This is a genomic window from Limosilactobacillus caviae (genome assembly GCF_014635905.1).
Classification (GTDB): Bacteria; Bacillota; Bacilli; order Lactobacillales; family Lactobacillaceae; genus Limosilactobacillus; species Limosilactobacillus caviae.
This window is the reverse complement of the sequence record NZ_BMDS01000003.1, coordinates 1-18,071: the sequence shown is the minus strand read 5'-3', so window position 1 is coordinate 18,071 and position 18,071 is coordinate 1. Positions and strand designations below refer to the sequence as shown.

The window sequence follows — 18,071 nt, the reverse complement described above, 5'->3', positions numbered from 1 at the left end:
CTCCTTTAATTTTTTACACTTTTTAAATAGGTGACAATACTACAATTTATTAACTGAATTTGCAACCTACAAATCTGTTTATTAGTCTTTCTCTGGCATTTTTACTTTGGCATTTACTTTTTCCGCAACCGGATCGACTTTTTTCATTCGACTTGCAACTGCCCAGCGATAAAAGGCCAACGAAAAAATAATAATTACAACAAAATCCCATGGATACTTTAGCCAATCTCTACCGCCAAAACCTTCGCTTCCAATGAAAGAGATAATTGAAATAAAGACAAGGTAAGCAAGCATCCAGTAGCTATTGCGAAGATCACATAACCCAGATGCGTGACGATATTTAATCTCATAATAGAGGTAAATCGGCAATCCCAGTAAAATTACGCCAATCACTTGAATGGTAGTTGGCCACATTGTCCAATAAATTGCAAGACTCGTCAAGACAAACGCGAACGGGGCCAGCCAAGTCATAAATTGGGGATGAAATGGCCGTTTTAAATTGGCATCCATTTTACGCAATGAAATAACGGTTACGGGGCCAGTAAGATAGGCAATTAATGTCGAACCAGTAATTACCGTTGCTAGCAGGCTCCAATTTCTAAACAAGCTCACCATGATAACCGCCAGAATTAAGTCAACAACCATTGCAAAGCGAGGAATCATATAGCGCCGTTCTAATCGCCCTAACCACTGTGGCAAGTGGCCGGTGTGGGTCATTGCAGCTAGTGCCCGAGATGCAGTAGCAACAAAGGCGACTCCGGTTCCAAATGGGGACACAAAGGCATCCATATATAATAAAATAGCTAACCAGTTCATCCCAAGCAGAATGGCAATATCTGCAAACGGTGAAGTGTAATTAATCCCGTGCCATCCTTTTTGTGCCAACAAATTAGGATCAATTGCGCCAATAAAGGCAACCTGTAACATAACGTAAATCACTGCTGTAATTATCATTGATATCAAAACACCGCGAACGATATTTTTGTGGGGATGAATCATTTCTCCTCCCATATTAATTATCGTCTGAAACGCATCATATGACATGATAATTCCCGATACAGCAGCTGCCTCAAAGATTGAACGACTACCATAAGGCATAAATGTATTTACACTATGACCAAAATTTCCTGGATGAAAGCCAGCGAAGATTAGCATGGCAACTGTCAGTGTCGGCAACAGGACTTTAAAAATTGAAATTAAATTAGTAAAACGCGTCATTAACTTCACTGACCAAAAATTAATCAGTGTAAACACAAGCATAAAAATAAATACCACTAATAATCCTGGTGTCGTGATATTACCATTTTTCATAAAATGATGAGTCCAATTTGCCCATGTCCACGGCCAAGAACTCATGTATTGGACTGATGCCACAGCTTCCATCGGGACTAAAGTTATTAATGAAATCCAATTCGCCCACGCAGCAACAAATCCTAATAAAGGACCGTGGCTATACTGAGCGTAACGACTCATCCCCCCGCTTTCTGGAAACATTGCCCCTAATTCAACATAAGTAAGAGCGATGCTGATAATAATTATTGCTCCTAGGATCCATGAAATGATTGCTGCTGGTCCCGCAACCTTTGCAGCGGTTCCTGCACCAAAAAGCCATCCTGAACCAATCAAGGAATTTAGAGCAAGCATTACTCCAGAAAATAGCGTTATCTTCTGGAATTTCATTTTTTCCATTTTTTAGTTCCTTTCAATTATAGTTTTATTAAAAATTAATACTCATTTACTTTACCACAATTTAAGATTTTTAGATTAGTTTTATAGTTCAATAACTTTCACCGGATTGCCATATTTCTTTACTATTTGAAGTAAATCTGTTACCGCAAGAACTACAGTAGCGGTATTATCATTTGGATGACAGCCAATTTTCTGCCCAGGCCTAAGAATATCGGCGTCAACAACAAAAGTAACCTGGTGCTCTTCATCATTCATCAGGTTGAATGGAGAAACTGCCCCGCTAGTAATTTGCAATTTAGCCTTTAATTCTTCTGGGCGGGCAAACGAAAAACGACTAGTTGTCAAACGCTGCTTTAACTTTTTCATATCGAGACGCTTATTTTCTAACAGCGCCACCAAATAGTACCCGGTTTTATTTTTTAAGAACAGGTTTTTCGTGCGAATAAATTGGTAGTTTTGCACGTACTTATCAGCTTCTTTCGCTGTATAAACTGGCGGATGGTTAATGGTTTGATAATCGATTCCCTCATTATCCAAATAAGTATAAATAGTTGTTGCCTGTGTGCTCATTTTTCCTCCTAAAATAAAAAAAGATTCTAACATCTGAATGAGTTCAAACGTTAGAACCTTTCTGCCCACAAAATTAAAATTTAACCAGCTGAGATGAATTACATCATGCCGCCCATGCCGCCTTGTGGAGCTGCAGGGGCTTGGTTATTAGCATTTGGATCTGGCTTGTCAGCTACAACTGCTTCAGTAGTAAGAAGCAATGCTGATACAGAAGCAGCATTTTGAAGAGCAGACCGTGTAACCATTGTTGGGTCAACGATACCAGCCTTAATCATGTCTTCAAACTTACCGTCTGCAGCGTTGTATCCAATGCCTTCTTTTTCGTTCTTTAATTCATTAACAATAACTGAACCTTCAACACCAGCGTTTTCTGCGATTTGACGAACTGGAGCTTCAAGAGCAGCCTTAACAATATTAATGCCAGTTAATTCGTCACCTTCAGCGTTAATCTTGTCAAGAGCAGGAATAACGTTGATCAAGGCAGTACCACCACCAGGAACAAATCCTTCTTGAACGGCAGCACGAGTAGCGTTTAAGGCATCTTCAATCCGGTACTTCTTTTCCTTTAATTCGGTTTCAGTTGCGGCACCAACCTTAACAACTGCAACACCACCAGAAAGCTTTGCAAGACGTTCTTGGAGCTTTTCCTTGTCAAAGTCAGAAGTAGACTTAGCGATTTCTTGCTTAATTTGGTCTACCCGTTCTTGGATAGCTTCCTTTGAGCCGGCACCGTCAACAATTGTGGTAGCGTCCTTAGTAACTGTAACCTTGTTTGCTTGACCTAATTGATCAACAGTAGCGTCCTTAAGACTCATACCAAGGTCATCAGAAATAACAGTACCGCCTGTTAATACGGCAATGTCTTGAAGTTGGGCCTTACGACGGTCACCAAAGCCTGGAGCCTTAACAGAAACAACATTAAAGGTACCACGGATCTTGTTCAAAACAAGTGTTGGCAATGCTTCACCAGTAATGTCATCAGCAATAATCAAGAGAGCACGGCCTTCTTGAACAACTGATTGAAGCAATGGCAAAATATCTTGAATGTTACTGATCTTCTTGTCAGTGATCAAAATGTATGGGTTGTCAAGGTCTGCTTCCATCTTGTCGTTATCAGTTACCATGTATTGTGACATGTAACCACGATCAAAGCTCATTCCTTCAACAACGTCAACGCTGGTATCAACCCCACGAGAGTCTTCAATGGTAATAACACCATCATTACCAACCTTTTCCATCGCATCAGCAATTAACTTACCAACTTCGGGATTAGCAGCTGAAATAGAAGCGATTTGTTCGATATCATCCTTAGTCTTTACATCATGAGACATCTTCTTTAATGCTTCAACAGCAGTCTCAGTAGCCTTGTCAATACCACGACGAATACCAACCGGGTTTGCACCTGATGTAACGTTCTTCATTCCGGCATTTACAATTGCTTGCGTTAAAACAGTAGCAGTAGTAGTACCGTCACCAGCGATATCGTTAGTCTTTGAAGCAACTTCGGAAACAAGCTTTGCACCCATATTTTCAAAGTGGTCTTCTAATTCAATGCTCTTAGCGATTGTAACACCATCATTAGTAATAGTAGGTGTACCATAGCTTTGTTCCAAAACAACATTCCGTCCCTTTGGACCCATTGTTGTCTTAACAGTATCTGCTAATTTGTCAACACCACTGAGCATTGCGCTCCGTGCGTCTTCAGAAAACTTAATTTCTTTTGCCATTTATGTCACCTCAAAATTAAATTCAATTTATTTAAAAGAGACGATGAAAGAACTATATCCTTTTGTCTCAAACTTTTAATTTGTATATTTAACTATTCAACAATTGCTACTAAGTCCTTAGCATGAACAACTAAGTACTTTTCACCATCATATTCGACTTCGTTACCTGCGTACTTGTCAAATAATACGCGGTCGCCTTCCTTAACAGCTGGAGCAAGCTTTTGTCCGTTTTCTAAAGTACGACCTTCTCCAACGGCAATAACCTTTCCAGTAGTTGGCTTTTCCTTTACATTGGAAGCAAGGACAATTCCACCAACTGTCTTTTCTTCTTCAGTTTCAGCTTTTAGAACAACGCGATCTCCTAATGGCTTTAACACGTTAATCCCTCCATCTTGTTAATAATTTTATTTTTAGCACTCAAAACCCTTAAGTGCTAACCACATGTTTAAATATAACATGTTCTCCCCAAAATGCAACAGAAACACTTTGACTTTTTTTGACCATCTATTAAAAATAATAAGATAAAAGTTTTTTAAATGTATAACTATTAACAAAATAGTAGATAAAAAGCATTAGTTTACCGCTTTTAGTAAACCAATGCTTGATAATTTTATTCAACTGAGTCTTCAGTATAGTTTTTAATAAAGTAGATCAACGTTTGAAGTTCGTTTGTTAAATCAATATTTTGAACTTGAACATTCTTTGGAACAGATAAACGAACTGGCGTAAAGTTAAGGATACCTTTTACACCGGCTTCAACTAATTGGTCGGCAACATGCTGAGCTTTAATACCAGGAACCGTTAAAATAACAACATCAATTTGCTGTTCTTTTAACTGCTTTACCATATCCTCAGATGGGTAGATAGGAATACCGCTCTTAACAGTATTTGCATATTCTGGCTTAGTATCGAAAGCAGCACTAATCCGTAAATTAGTATCTTGATGGAAGTTAAAGTTTAACAAAGCACTTCCCAAACTACCAACCCCTACTAAGGCAACACTAACTAATGAGTCTTGATGTAAAATCCCCTTGAAAAACTTTAATAAGCTCTCAACATCATAGCCGTATCCCCGCTTACCTAATTCACCAAAATATGAAAAATCACGACGAATAGTTGCTGAATCAACTTGAACCGCTTCTGAAAGTTCGGTTGATGATACCCGTTGCTTATTTGCATCCTTTAATACATTTAAATAACGGAAATATATCGGCAACCGTTTCGCAGTTGCGCGCGGAATCTTTTTATTTGCCATTCTACTTTTGTTCCTCCTAAATTAGTCCTTTATAGCCTAAGCTGCCAACTAACTACCAGGCTTTAATAAGGACGACATTACCAATCTTTACTTTGTGAAATTTAAGTCTGAGTATATTCTAGCAATTAAACCTTTTTTTGTGAACTAAAATACAAAAATATTTTCAACTTTTTATTTAAAATTAAAATCTGCTAAAATAAAACTGTATCAAATTCAAGTAATTAAATGAGGTTTCAATATGTTACTTTTACAGACAAATGACGTTGTACGCCGGTTTGGCGCGGACGTTTTATTTCACAATATGAACATGCAAATCCAAGAGCATGGCCGGACTGCCCTTGTTGGTCGTAACGGTGCCGGTAAAACAACCTTATTAAAAATGATTGCCGGAATCACAGAACCGGATGAAGGAACTATTACTAAAGTCAAAGACCTGACAATCGGTTACCTTGCCCAGGATCAAGGGCTGGATAGTCAAAATAGTATCTGGACAGAACTAGATACTGTTTTTGCCCCTTTACATAAGATGGAAAAACAGATTCATGACTTAGAGCAGCAACTCGCTGACCTTGATAGTTCCGATAGTAATTATCAACAAATTCTTTCTACGTATGATAATCTACAAACAACCTTTAAAAAGCAAGGCGGGTTTGAATATGAATCTCGAATGCGCGGAATCCTGCATGGCTTTGGCTTTGGTGAAGATAGCTATACCACCCCGATCAATTCCCTTTCAGGAGGACAAAAAACTAAACTAGCCCTTGCTAAAATTCTCTTACAGGCACCAGGGCTATTAATTTTGGACGAACCAACTAACCACCTTGATATGAATGTCCTCTCATGGCTAGAGGATTATCTCAAGAGTTATCAAGGTGCATTGCTAATTGTTTCTCACGACCGTTATTTCTTAGATCGGGTTGTTAGCGATGTCTATGATCTCGATAATAAAACCTTAACGCACTATACCGGTAACTATACGCAATTCGTTAAGCATAAACAGGAAAGATTGCAAGCAGAATGGAAACACTATGATCAGCAACAAAAAAAGATTGCTAAGCTAGAAGACTTTGTCAATCGAAATATCGTCCGTGCTTCCACCACCAAGCGGGCACAGGCGCGGCGAAAGCAATTAGAAAAGATGGAACGGCTTGACCGGCCCGAAACTGATGATAAGTCGATCCACTTTCAATTCCATTCTGAAAAAGATAGCGGAAATGAAGTTCTTGATGTAGAGCAGGCAAAAGTCGGCTACAATGAACAAGTGCTTGCCGGCCCACTGTCATTTAATGTTCGGAAGCCGCAACGAGTTGGTATCATTGGTCCAAATGGTATTGGTAAATCGACTTTACTCAAGTCAATTCTCCATAAGATTCCTTTAATTAGCGGTACCATTAAACTTGGTGCTAATCTTGATATTGGTTACTACGATCAGGAGCAGCAGCAATTACACCCTAATAAAACGGTGCTTGAGGAAGTATGGGATGACCACCCAGAGGTACCAGAAAAGGATATCCGTTCCCTATTAGGTAGTTTTCTCTTTGTCGGGGATGACGTTTACAAAGTCGTTCATGACCTATCGGGTGGTGAAAAGGCGCGCCTAGAGTTAACCAAATTATCATTTAAAGCGATTAATTTTCTTATTCTTGACGAACCGACTAACCACCTTGATATCGACAGTCGGGAAGTCTTAGAAAACGCAATTAACGAATTTAGCGGCACTGTTCTATTTATTTCACATGACCGTTACTTTATTAACCAGGTTGCAACTGATATTTTGGCAATGGAGCATGATGGTATTAAACATTATGAGGGCAACTATGACGATTACTTAATTGCCAAAGAAAAAGAAGGGGCAAATGATGTCGCTCCTGCTAGCGCTGCCAACACCGGCAAGGCGCCAGCTGGCAAGCAATCTTACCAGCAAAGCAAAGAGCAGCAGCGTGCCCGACGGAAGATCCAGCGTCAGGTTGATGATTTAGAACAGCAGATGGCAAAATTAGAAGAGGAACAAACCACTATTCAGGAACAAATGAGCCAGCCAGAAGTTGCTACTGATATCGGAAAATTAACGGACTTGCAAAAGCAGCTTGATGAGTTATCAGCAAAATCAGAAGAAGTAGAATTAGCATGGACTGAAGCTGCAGAAAAGCTAGAGGAATTTGATAAAGAAAATTAAAATAAGGACTAAAAAAGACCAAAATTGGCTAAAAAGCTGATTTTGGTCTTTTTTAAACTCCTGCAAGAATTGTATTGAGAGAAGCCGAATTAATTTTCAATCTCTATTCTATTTTTGTCTAAACTTACGGGTATTTTCCGCCAAATGAACAAGGTTACGTAAGAAATCATGAGTTGAAGCCTCGTAGTTATACTTTTTACCTAATTCATAAATATATCCATTAATATAGTCAACTTCCGTGGGGCGGTTTTTACTCATGTCTTGATACATTGATGGATAATGGAGCGGATTAGTAACTTCACTGACATACTTAATTGTTTGCCATTCTTCCTCACGGGTACTTAATAGCTGAACACCTGCACGTTCTGCAACATCAAATGCTTCATTAATTAATTGTTTGCCAAGTTTTTCTGCGCCATCATAATCAATGAACTGCCCCATTTGAATTTCAAAAAGGGTACAAATAGTATTAATAACTGAATTGAAGACTACCTTTGTCAGCAAAGTGCCGGCAAAATTATCATTAAGATGCGGATTAATATTAGCTGTTGTAAAATCAGCGACAATTTCCTTTACACGGGCATCAGGTTCGCCAACTTGGGGCGCTAAGTTAATTGAACCGGCACCTGGTTTCCCAATAAAATCAACATCCCCTGCCTTATTGAGGACCGTTCCGATTAAACAAGTACCGGCAACTACGTGTTCTTTAGGAAAGTATTGGTTAATCTTTTCAATATGCCCCATTCCATTCATTCCAGAAAAGACATATTGATGGTCAGGGTGAAAGAAATGTGCGCTGCGGTTCAGCAGGTCACTAAGCGTCATTTGTTTTGCAAAGACAATAAATACATCTGGGTCGCCATCGTACTCTTCAGGTGAATAAATACTAATCGGTACAAGGTGACGGTTCTCATGATCGCGAGAAACATACACGCCCCCTTGTTCCTTAATCGTTTCAACCTGCGGGGCCCAGTTATCAACAAAATCAACCTTCGCACCCGCAAGTTCTTGAAGCAGCACACCAAAGCGCAATCCCATTGCACCTGCACCTAAAACAGTATATTTTAATGCCATAATTTTTCCTCCTTCTAATTAAAAAGATTCAACTTAGCAATTCGCTCAACAGCTTCAACTAATCGTTCTGGTTCAATCAACAGTCCGATCCGTACGTAGCCTTCACCGTGTGTTCCAAAGCCATTACCTGGCGCCACTGCAACCCCGGCTTTATCTAATAACAGATCTGCAAAGCTTTCGCTGGTATAACCGGTTGGAACCGGCATCCAAGCATAGAATGTACCTTGGGGAACAAATGCATGCCAGCCAATTTTTTCTGCAGCATTAATGAACGCATTCCGCCTCTCTTCATAGCGAGCAACAATTTCTGTAATTGCCGCATCTCGTGCCGGTAGTGTCAGGGCATCAATGGCCGCTTTTTGTAAGGCGGGAAAAAGACTAACAAATAAATGATCTTGGATAAGATTTAATGCTTCAATAATATCCTCATTACCGACTGCAAAAGCAATCCGCCAGCCAGCCATGTTAAAAGTCTTAGAAAAGGTATAAAATTCGATTCCCACATCTTTAGCACCCGGTGTTTCCATAAAACTAACAGGAGTCTGACCGTCAAACCCGATGGCACCATATGCAAAATCACTAATGATTCCCACATGGTACTTTTTCGCCCAGGCCACTAACTTTTGGTAAAACGCAGGCGTTGCAACTGCCCCTGTTGGATTATTAGGATAGTTAAGGTAAAAGAACTTAGCTCGTTGGGCAACTTCGTCCGGAATCGCATCCAAATCTGGTAAAAAATTATTTTCTGCTAGCAAGGGGACAGTCGCAAACTTAACCTTTCCTAAAGCCGCTCCTGATAGATAATCTGGATAACCCGGATCCGGAAGAAGCAGGGTATCGCCAGGATTCATCAATGCCCATGGCAACTCCACTAAGCCGATCTTTGAACCGCCCAAGATTGCTACTTCCTTTTCCGGGTCAAAACTAGCACCATACTTTTCATGATAAAACTTAGCCGCTGCTTCCTTAAAAGCCGGCAGGCCACGAAAGAGCGAATACTTATGTGTCTGGGGATCGGCAACCCATTTTTGCGTACTCTTGACAATATAGTCTGGTGTCGGTTTATCGGGATTACCCTGACCAAGATTAATGACATCCATGCCTTCTGATACTTTTTTATTAACCTTCGCAACTAAATTTGCAAAAAATTGTTTAGGCAGTGTATCTAGTAATTTAGATTGTTCAAAATTCATTTTTCTCATTTCCTTCCTAATGATAAAGTTCTGGACGCCGATCTTTAAATACCGGGATTGGTCCGCGGACTTCTGCCAGCTTTTCTAAGTCAACTTCAGCATAACTTACTCGTTCTTCTTCTCCCGCATCACTGATAATATTTCCAAGAGGATCGATAACTAATGAGTGTCCATTAAAGTCATTATCTAAATCTGTGCCGACCCGATTAACCGCAACAACAAAGGCCTGGTTCTCAATTGCACGGGATTGAAGCATTATCTTCCATTGCTTAATCCGACTGCTAGGCCATTCTGCTGGAAAATATAAAATATCAGCACCGTGACGGGCAGTCGTGCGGACCCATTCCGGAAAGCGCAGGTCATAGCAAATAAAACTCGCACTAGGAATTCCAGCTAACGCAAAGTGGCTTTCCTTTACCCCTGCCTTCAAATATTGATTTTCATCCATTAAGCCAAATAAATGAACCTTGTCATAGGTACCGATTAACTGTCCGGTTTGGTCATAAATATAACTCGTATTATAAAAAGAAGTTCCACGCCTAATCGCTACTGACCCGCCAACAATATTAATTTTATTCTCAAGCGCTAACTTGCTAAGAAACTGCTGCGTCTTTTGACCGTTATTGTCGGCAATATCTTTTAATTTATTTAATGCGTAACCGGTATTCCACATCTCCGGTAAGACAATAATATCTGCGTGGTGATCAGCAGCTGCTTTAATCGCTCGCGCAGTTTTTTGATAATTTGCTTCTGGTAATCCTAATTGAATATCCATCTGCGCCAACGCAACTTTTCGCTTCATCACTTTCACCTCCATAAAAAAATACCCATCCTTAACAAAATAAGGACGAGTATTTTCGCGGTGCCACCTTAATTTACTACCCACTCACATGGATAGCCTCAGGAAGTTCATGTCAAACTTCGATACTTGATAACGGATATCAGCCGCTAACCGCTTAGTTATCCCTCACGATTACTGTATTTTTTAAGACCATCTTCAAAGCATTTTGTAATTTTCTCACACCAGCCGAAAACTCTCTTAATACGCCATTACTTTTACTCATCTTAAACGATTTATATTTAACTGTTGTTCGTATTCTAATTTAATTTTAATTATTTGTCAATCGTTTTTTAATTAGCAATAAAAATTAATTGGACTTGACAAAAGCTCATTCTCCCGCTTAAAATTTTAGTTGTAGATAAAAGTAGGTCAGTCCAGGAACGATAGCCATCGACTGCAAGCTATCGCCAGTACCGAAGCCCTGCTACGACTTTAATAATTTCTAATAATAAAATAATTTAAAAGTGTAAAGTGCGTCTTTAAACGAGAATGGTACCGCCATAATTGGTGTCTCGGTTAAGGACGCTTTTTGTTTTCTGAAAGGAGTTTGCCATGACTCATAAAATTCAAAAAGTAGTTGTCAAAATTGGGACCAGCAGCCTTGTCCTTCCCAACGGAAAAATTAACCTTCGAACGATTGATCAACTTTCATTTACCCTCGCGACCCTCAACAACCAGGGTTACCAACTTATCCTTGTTTCTTCAGGGGCAATCGGGGTCGGTCTCGCCAGTTTAGGATTAAAAGAACGCCCTGCAGCAATAGAAGAACAACAGGCCCTAGCATCTATCGGTCAAGCAGCTTTAATGAGAATCTACTCACAACGATTTTTAGATTATCAAACTCATGTGGCACAGCTTCTCCTTACCCGCGACGTCCTTGCTTATCCTGTTAGCCGTCAACATACGCTTAATACAATCACTACCCTGCTTAAGCAAAATGTTATTCCAATCGTCAATGAAAACGACCCCGTTTCGGTTGATGAGCTTGACCACCATACTACCTTTAGTGATAACGATGAGCTTTCTTCACAGGTAGCCGTTGCAATTGACGCGGACCGGTTAATTGTTCTTTCCGATATCGACGCCCTCTATGATAAAGATCCACATAAATTTAGTGATGCTAAAATTATCAATAGGGTTCCTATCCTAACCCCAGAAATTAAAAGTGCCGCAAGCGGAAGCAGTACCAGATTCGGCACAGGTGGAATGGTAACTAAATTACGGGCAGCAGCGACGATGATGAAAGCAGGCAAACAAATGATTTTGTGCAACGGTCGCGACCCGAAAATTCTCTTTGATATCTTTGACGGACAGACTATCGGAACCTGTTTTGGCAAATAGGAGGTCATTATAATGAATCAGAATTTAATTACTATTGGAAAAAAAGCCCAAAATGCAGCAAATAAACTAGCTTTAATGGACACAGCGACAAAGAATAAAGCATTGCTCCAACTTGCTGATGACTTAATCAAAAATAAGGATACGGTCATTGCCGCAAACCAGCAGGACCTAGCTAATGCTACAACAATGCCTGCTAAATTTACCGATCGTTTAATGGTCAATGCCAAGCGGATTGAAGACATGGCTAACGGTCTTCGCTCAATTGCGGACTTAAACGACCCAACTGCACAAATTGATAAGGGCTGGGTTACCAAGGATGGCTTACAAATTCTTCAACGCCGGGTACCATTAGGTGTAATCGGGATTATCTTTGAAGCACGGCCAAATGTAACCGTAGATTCCACCGGATTAACATTTAAAAGCGGTAATGCTGTTATTTTGCGTGGCGGAAAAGAAGCTTTACAGACTAATACGGCCTTAATAAAAATTCTTCGCGAGTCTTTACAAAAACAAGCATTACCGGTTGATGCCGTACAGCTTATTACCGATACCAGTCATGCGGTTGCTGATGAGATGATGAAACTTACCGACTACATTGATGTTTTAATTCCGCGGGGTGGTCGTAATCTGATTCAACGGGTCGTAACAACTGCGACCGTTCCAGTTATCGAAACCGGGGCGGGTAACTGTCATATCTATATTGATAAAGATGCTGATTTAACAATGGCAACCGATATTACCGTCAATGCAAAAGTGCAGCGTCCCTCTGTTTGCAATGCCGCCGAAAAGTTGCTCATTCACCGCGACGTTGCAGCTAAATTTCTGCCTACTATTGCCCAAGCTTTAATTGATCACGGAGTACAATTACGGGGAGATACCGACGCTTGCAAATTAGTACCGGCTATTCATCCCGCAACTGATGAGGATTGGGCAACGGAATATAATGACTTGATCATGACGGTTAAAATTGTTGATTCGCTTAACGATGCAATTAACCATATTAATCACTATAGTACCCACCATTCCGAGGCGATTATCACCAATGACATCACTCGGGGACGTTACTTCCAGCAAGCGATTAACTCTGCCTGCGTTTATGTCAATGCTTCTACTCGTTTTACTGATGGTGGTGAATTTGGCTTTGGCGCTGAAATTGGCATTAGCACGCAAAAGCTTCATGCACGGGGACCAATGGGGCTGCAACAATTGACAACAATTAAATATGAGATTACCGGTACCGGTCAAGTCCGCAAATAATTTTGGAGGTTTTTATAATGAAAGTTACAATCATTGGCGTTGGCAACATGGGAAGCGCAATTATTAAGGGATTAACCCACACTCAAAGTTTTACTCTTAGTGCAATGAATCCGGTTAACCCACGTGTTACTAGACTTGCAGAAACGCTTAATTTTAAACTTGTCAATACGAGTAGTGAAGTTGTTAACCTCTCACCTGATGTTGTGATTCTAACAACGCCTGCGCCAGTCACAGCAGCCGTCGCAAAAGACTTAGCCGTTCTTAATGACGATACTATCTTTATCTCTGCTGCGGCTGGTATCACTCACGAAACACTAGCAAAGGCACTTCCTAATAAAGTAATTGCTAATATCATCCCTAATACGCCAGTCGAAGTTAATGCCGGAACAATTGGTCTTGCTTTGCCTGCCGAGATTCCAACTGAGGCACTTTCAAAGGTTATGACCGTTTTAGATAGCCTTGGCGATGTAATTGAGGTTCCAGAACGGCAACTAGATATAATCGGAGTTGTCGGTGGTTGTGGCCCAGCATTTGTTGATGTCATGATGGATGCGATGAGTGATGCGGCCGTAAAGCACGGTCTTGACCGCCAAACGGCATATCAAGTTATCGCTAGTATGGTAAAAGGAACTGGAGCACTTGCTTATGATAGTAAAATTGCCCCATCCCTCTTACGTGACCAGGTAACATCACCAGCAGGAACAACAATCAAGGGTGTCGAAGCCTTAGAAAAACATGGTTTCCGTTATGCCATTATGGATGCTGTAAATAAAGCAAACAGTGAAAAATAAAAAATTTAGGAGAGAAATAAAAGCCAACTTGGGACCTATTATTTCTCTCCTATTTTTGTAAAAAAAACTGTTTAATTATTATCGTTAATCCGTTCAAACATCAAACCTGGTACTGCATTTAGGTCTAATCCCGCGCGATCGCCATGTTGATAGTTAACATAACCAGCGGCCCCAATCATCGCCGCATTGTCACCACACAATTTTAGCGGTGCTTGGAGCATCGTTACATCAGGATGATACTTTTTCATATCATGGTCTAAACGGGCCCGCAGTCCATGATTTGCGGCTACTCCCCCCGCTAGAATCAGTTGTTTTACTGGATAATCATCCAATGCCCGCATCGTCTTTTCAGCAAGAACATCGATTACGCTTTGTTGAAAACTAGCAGCAAGATCATATTTATTTAACTCTTCACCGCGTTGATCAGCATTATGAACCGTATTGATAAAAGCACTTTTCAGCCCGCTAAAACTAAAGTCATAGTTTTCCTCTTTTTCCATTGCACGTGGAAAATGGAAGCTGTCCTCACCTTTCGCTGCCCATTCGTCAATTGTTTTTCCTGCTGGATAATTGACGCCTAGTACACGGCCAATCTTATCATAAGCTTCACCAGCCGCATCATCGCGCGTCTCGCCAATGATTTGGTATTCGTGTTCTGCTGGCATATAAACTAGTTCCGTATGCCCACCAGAAACCAGTAAGGCCATTTGTGGATATTTAAATTCACCAACATACCGAGCAGCATAAATATGTCCTGCCATATGGTTAACCGGAACTAACGGTAAGTCATGAGCCCACGCAATTACCTTAGCTGCCGTCACACCAATTAACAATGAGCCGACTAATCCCGGACCATACGTTACTGCAACAGCGTCTAAGTCATCATAGTCTACAGCTGCCTGTTCCAAGGCTTCATCTGTACACTTGGTAATCTGCTCAATATGATAGCGACTAGCTACTTCAGGTACTACTCCGCCAAAACGCTGGTGGCTATCAATTTGCGTTGCTACAATATTTGAAAGAATTTTCGTGCCGTTTTCAATTACTGCAACACTTGTTTCATCACAGCTTGATTCAAACGCTAAGATTAATGTGCGTTCAGTCATAATAAATTACTTTCTCCTCTACCTAAGTAAATTTGCTTGCATATCAACTGCATCTTCATGGTTATCCAGGTAATAACGCGGTTTAATGTGCTGGTTGCAAAATCCTAAATTTTCATATAAACGACGAGCCGAGATATTATTTACCCGCACTTCAAGGCTCATCGAATGCAGTTTTAGATGGCGGGCATAATTTTTTGCAGTCAAAATAAGGTACGTGCCGATCCCCTTATTTTGATAACTCGGTGTGATACCAATATTAGTAATATGAAGGTCATAATGATACCAATCAACGGCCGTGCCAATAAAACCAACAATTCGCTGGTCATCCTCAATTACTAAATAAAGCCGATCACACGGACGTTGCAGCTCAATCCGAAAAGCAGCATAACTCCAAGGAGCCTTGCCGTATATTTTTTCCTCTATCTCCACTAAGGACTGTATATCAGGTTCCGATGCCATTCGCACTACATACTGATGACCAGATACCATTACAACCCGGCGTGTAAAGTCAAGGATTGGCCGCTTATTAGGGTTCGTCGTATTGACAAACCATTCTTTAAACTTCTCGAACATAATTCTTTCTTGTTTCTCCAGGATGAAGTTTCTGCCAATTAGCTTCTGCTTCGGTAATCCGCAAATAATGAGGAACAAACGGATCAATTTCTTTAACCGGTTCTTCTAGTTGACCTGCAAGAGCTAATTGGTAAGTTGATGGAATACTATAAGGACGTGGTAATAAAGTCACATTTGGCGGTAATTGATCATACTTTGCTCGAATTTTATCAGTCATGTGACCAACTAAAACAATCTGCTGATTTAACTGGGCAAGTTGGTCAAGTAAAACATCAATTCCCAAGTGCTGATCTTCTATTTTATTTACTAGCTTGCCATTCTCCCATTGGTAAGTACCAGCAAACACATTTCCTCGCCGTGCATCAAAGAAAGGAACAATAATAGCTGTGGATGTCGGAACAACATTACGTGCTAACACTGCTAAACTCGACACCCCAACTAAGTCAATTTCTTCTGTATCAGCCAACACCTTGGCAGTCGTAACTGCAATCCGTACTCCAGTATAAGAACCAGGCCCCTGTGCGACCACTACTCGGTCAATATCCGTTGGCTGCCATTGAACTAATTTAAATAGCTTACTAATTGCCGGCATCAAATAAATACTGTGATTTCGAACCATGTTTAGCGTTGTTGTTGCCAGTAACTGCTTATCCTCAACCAACGCCACGCTCATCGGGTGGTTAGATGTATCAATGGCAAGTATCTTCATTTCAATCAATCCTTTCAATCATCTTACATCTTATCATACTAGGTACGTTATGACTGCTTTTTGCTTTTATTTTGCTATTCTAAAAATAAAAAGACGCATTAGCAGATATTCCCTGCCAATACGTCCCGCAATGTATTTAGCTTACCAGCTCCCGTTTTCACCGCTATCACCACCATCATAACTGTCACCATCTGAATCATCGTTATTGCCAAAGAAAGCTAAAATTGCAACTAATGCAAATAGAATGCCTAATAAAATTTTACCAGTCCGCTTTAAAAGCTTAACTGCTTGCGCTTTAGATTCATCATTTTGTGCAATCCTAATGCTGATAAAAATTAAAATTAGGGCAATTACTATACCGATAATTGCATATATGATATACGATCTTGTGCTTTGCTTTTTTGCCCTGTACTATTATTCAATTTATTACTCATTGACGATACCATTGCCATGACTCCAGTATCAAAGTCCTCATCACGGAAATTGTTTTTAACATCAGTAGTTAAAATTGTATCTAAATATCCTCGGGGAAAGATAGTTTTTAAACTAGAGCCAGTCTGTAACCGAACCTTCCGATCATCAACAGCAATTACTAACAAGACTGTTTTAGTTCGAAAACGATGGTTAGCGTAGTAGCGGTGAGCAACCGAACCGATCGACTTGCCATCAGTCGTATCAATCGTCAAAACAAAGATTCGGCCTTGCTTCAAATGGTGATTTTTATTATTTATCCGATCAATCGTTTTCTGTGATAAAACATCAGCCTGGTCATCAACATTTTGGCCTTGATTTCACATAGCAGCACTTGCTGTACTACTAGCAGTAAAAGCTACCCAACCTACTATTAAAACTACTGTAGCTAACAATAGTTTCTTTACTAAATGGTATATTTTCATTTTTTCCTCCCACGCAAAAAGGATGTACTAACAGAATATTCTCTGTTAGTACATCCCCCGATGTGTTATTTCAATTACTAGTATTTTCTGCTTTTTTCGTTAATACGTCAAGCTCTTTTTCTAACTATGCCATGCCAGTAATTCACTAATCAATACATTTTGTTAATTTATTCTTTAATAAATAGTCACAGTAAGTATAATTATCCATCTAAACTTTTAAAAATATGGGTATACACTTTCTAGTATTAATATAAAATCAATGCCAGCTTTTCTATACGCAAAAAGGACAACTGCTGCCCTTATGTTTTACAATCAATTCACCACAAAAATCATGTAAAGAAGGTTATGTAGATGTCCCAAAACAATTTTATCTTAAGTCTCCTTGAAATTAAAGGCCCTAATATTCGAATAATTGATGTGATTGACTTGCCAGCCTCTAGTCCGGCAGATCAAGAACATACTAAGTTGATTAAAGCTCAGCTTTCTTATCCTATTAAGCAATGCAGACATTGTGGATTTGCGGCGGTTGTTAAAAACGGCTTCCGTAAAGCCTATGTTCGCCTTCCAAGTTTAAATGGTATTCACTATGAACTTGAATTGTGGAAACAGCGTTACTATTGTCGCCAATGTCAGACTACTTTTGGCGCTACAACCAATTTAACTGCTAATAATCAAACCTTATCCGGTCAATTGAAAAACCAAATCATGGAATTTGCCAAAGAAGGCTTAAACGGTAAACTAATTGCCCGCGTCTGTCACTGCTCACCAAGCAGTGTTCGCCGTACGATTAAAGAACGCGTCAAACCGCATTATCGAATGGCTAAGCTGCCGCACAACCTGTGCTTTGATGAATTTCGTTCGGTTAAATCCACA

At 40.1% G+C, this 18,071-nt stretch carries 15 protein-coding genes, 2 pseudogenes and 1 other annotated feature; of the genes and pseudogenes, 5 read left to right on the top strand and 12 right to left on the bottom strand.

Translation table 11 applies throughout. The features are described from left to right. Window positions 1-81: 81 nt before the first annotated feature. The 5 genes from IEU90_RS04905 to IEU90_RS04885 form a co-directional block, all read right to left on the bottom strand. Window positions 82-1,689: an APC family permease gene (locus IEU90_RS04905; RefSeq protein WP_153710056.1), complete on the bottom strand. Its 1,608-nt coding sequence runs from the start codon at window positions 1,687-1,689 to the stop codon at window positions 82-84. 81 nt (window positions 1,690-1,770) lie between these two features. After that, window positions 1,771-2,259 carry a prolyl-tRNA synthetase associated domain-containing protein gene (locus tag IEU90_RS04900; RefSeq protein WP_188357814.1) on the bottom strand — a complete coding sequence of 163 codons (489 nt, stop codon included), beginning with the start codon at window positions 2,257-2,259 and terminating at the stop codon, window positions 1,771-1,773. Window positions 2,260-2,357: 98 nt separating this feature from the next. Further along, window positions 2,358-3,986 (bottom strand): chaperonin GroEL, encoded by a 1,629-nt coding sequence (groL, locus tag IEU90_RS04895; RefSeq protein ID WP_153710054.1) that lies wholly within the window; start codon window positions 3,984-3,986, stop codon window positions 2,358-2,360. A 92-nt stretch (window positions 3,987-4,078) separates the two neighbouring features. Beyond that, window positions 4,079-4,363, bottom strand: coding sequence for a co-chaperone GroES (groES, locus tag IEU90_RS04890; protein WP_163705040.1), 285 nt, complete (start codon window positions 4,361-4,363; stop codon window positions 4,079-4,081). A 233-nt stretch (window positions 4,364-4,596) separates the two neighbouring features. After that, a complete protein-coding gene (locus IEU90_RS04885; protein ID WP_153710053.1) occupies window positions 4,597-5,241 on the bottom strand; it encodes a redox-sensing transcriptional repressor Rex in 645 nt (214 codons plus the stop codon). 238 nt (window positions 5,242-5,479) lie between these two features. Between IEU90_RS04885 and IEU90_RS04880 the strand changes: the two genes are divergently transcribed. After that, on the top strand, window positions 5,480-7,417 hold the full coding sequence (locus IEU90_RS04880; RefSeq protein ID WP_153710052.1) for an ABC-F family ATP-binding cassette domain-containing protein: 1,938 nt from the start codon (window positions 5,480-5,482) through the stop codon (window positions 7,415-7,417). 108 nt (window positions 7,418-7,525) lie between these two features. Here the strand turns inward: IEU90_RS04880 and IEU90_RS04875 are convergent, their stop codons facing one another. From IEU90_RS04875 to IEU90_RS04865, 3 genes are read right to left on the bottom strand one after another with little or no spacing between them, the layout of a single operon-like run. Next, window positions 7,526-8,491 (bottom strand): ketopantoate reductase family protein, encoded by a 966-nt coding sequence (locus IEU90_RS04875; protein ID WP_153710051.1) that lies wholly within the window; start codon window positions 8,489-8,491, stop codon window positions 7,526-7,528. Window positions 8,492-8,505: 14 nt separating this feature from the next. After that, complete coding sequence (locus IEU90_RS04870; protein WP_153710050.1) at window positions 8,506-9,684, bottom strand: pyridoxal phosphate-dependent aminotransferase; 1,179 nt, start codon at window positions 9,682-9,684, stop codon at window positions 8,506-8,508. A 16-nt stretch (window positions 9,685-9,700) separates the two neighbouring features. Next, entirely contained in the window at window positions 9,701-10,486 is a 786-nt protein-coding gene (locus IEU90_RS04865; RefSeq protein WP_188357813.1) for a carbon-nitrogen family hydrolase, read from the bottom strand. Window positions 10,487-10,524: 38 nt separating this feature from the next. Continuing rightward, window positions 10,525-10,760 (bottom strand) — a binding site (T-box leader). Window positions 10,761-11,077: 317 nt separating this feature from the next. On the opposite strand from IEU90_RS04865, the gene proB reads away from it, so the two are divergent. Genes proB through proC form a run of 3 tightly spaced genes read left to right on the top strand, consistent with a single transcriptional unit; the run spans window position 11,078 to window position 13,914 of the window. After that, window positions 11,078-11,866 (top strand): glutamate 5-kinase, encoded by a 789-nt coding sequence (proB, locus tag IEU90_RS04860; protein ID WP_153710048.1) that lies wholly within the window; start codon window positions 11,078-11,080, stop codon window positions 11,864-11,866. Between the two features lie 12 nt (window positions 11,867-11,878). Continuing rightward, the gene (locus IEU90_RS04855) at window positions 11,879-13,123 is read left to right on the top strand and encodes a glutamate-5-semialdehyde dehydrogenase (protein ID WP_153710047.1); all 1,245 of its coding nucleotides are present in this window, start codon (window positions 11,879-11,881) and stop codon (window positions 13,121-13,123) included. A gap of 17 nt (window positions 13,124-13,140) precedes the next feature. After that, window positions 13,141-13,914 carry a pyrroline-5-carboxylate reductase gene (gene proC / locus IEU90_RS04850; protein ID WP_153710046.1) on the top strand — a complete coding sequence of 258 codons (774 nt, stop codon included), beginning with the start codon at window positions 13,141-13,143 and terminating at the stop codon, window positions 13,912-13,914. A gap of 71 nt (window positions 13,915-13,985) precedes the next feature. On the opposite strand, the gene tsaD is transcribed toward proC, so the two are convergent. The 4 genes and pseudogenes from tsaD to IEU90_RS04830 form a co-directional block, all read right to left on the bottom strand. Continuing rightward, the gene (gene tsaD / locus IEU90_RS04845; protein WP_188357812.1) at window positions 13,986-15,020 is read right to left on the bottom strand and encodes a tRNA (adenosine(37)-N6)-threonylcarbamoyltransferase complex transferase subunit TsaD; all 1,035 of its coding nucleotides are present in this window, start codon (window positions 15,018-15,020) and stop codon (window positions 13,986-13,988) included. 18 nt (window positions 15,021-15,038) lie between these two features. After that, the gene (gene rimI, locus IEU90_RS04840; RefSeq protein ID WP_188357811.1) at window positions 15,039-15,593 is read right to left on the bottom strand and encodes a ribosomal protein S18-alanine N-acetyltransferase; all 555 of its coding nucleotides are present in this window, start codon (window positions 15,591-15,593) and stop codon (window positions 15,039-15,041) included. Further along, window positions 15,577-16,302, bottom strand: a complete 726-nt coding sequence (gene tsaB / locus IEU90_RS04835; protein WP_153710043.1) for a tRNA (adenosine(37)-N6)-threonylcarbamoyltransferase complex dimerization subunit type 1 TsaB — start codon at window positions 16,300-16,302, stop codon at window positions 15,577-15,579. Before tsaB ends, rimI begins: the two co-directional genes overlap by 17 nt. A gap of 353 nt (window positions 16,303-16,655) precedes the next feature. Continuing rightward, window positions 16,656-17,066, bottom strand: a pseudogene (locus tag IEU90_RS04830) (TPM domain-containing protein); the annotation flags it as partial. A 483-nt stretch (window positions 17,067-17,549) separates the two neighbouring features. On the opposite strand from IEU90_RS04830, the pseudogene IEU90_RS04825 reads away from it, so the two are divergent. Beyond that, a pseudogene (locus IEU90_RS04825) lies at window positions 17,550-18,071 on the top strand (transposase family protein); the annotation flags it as partial.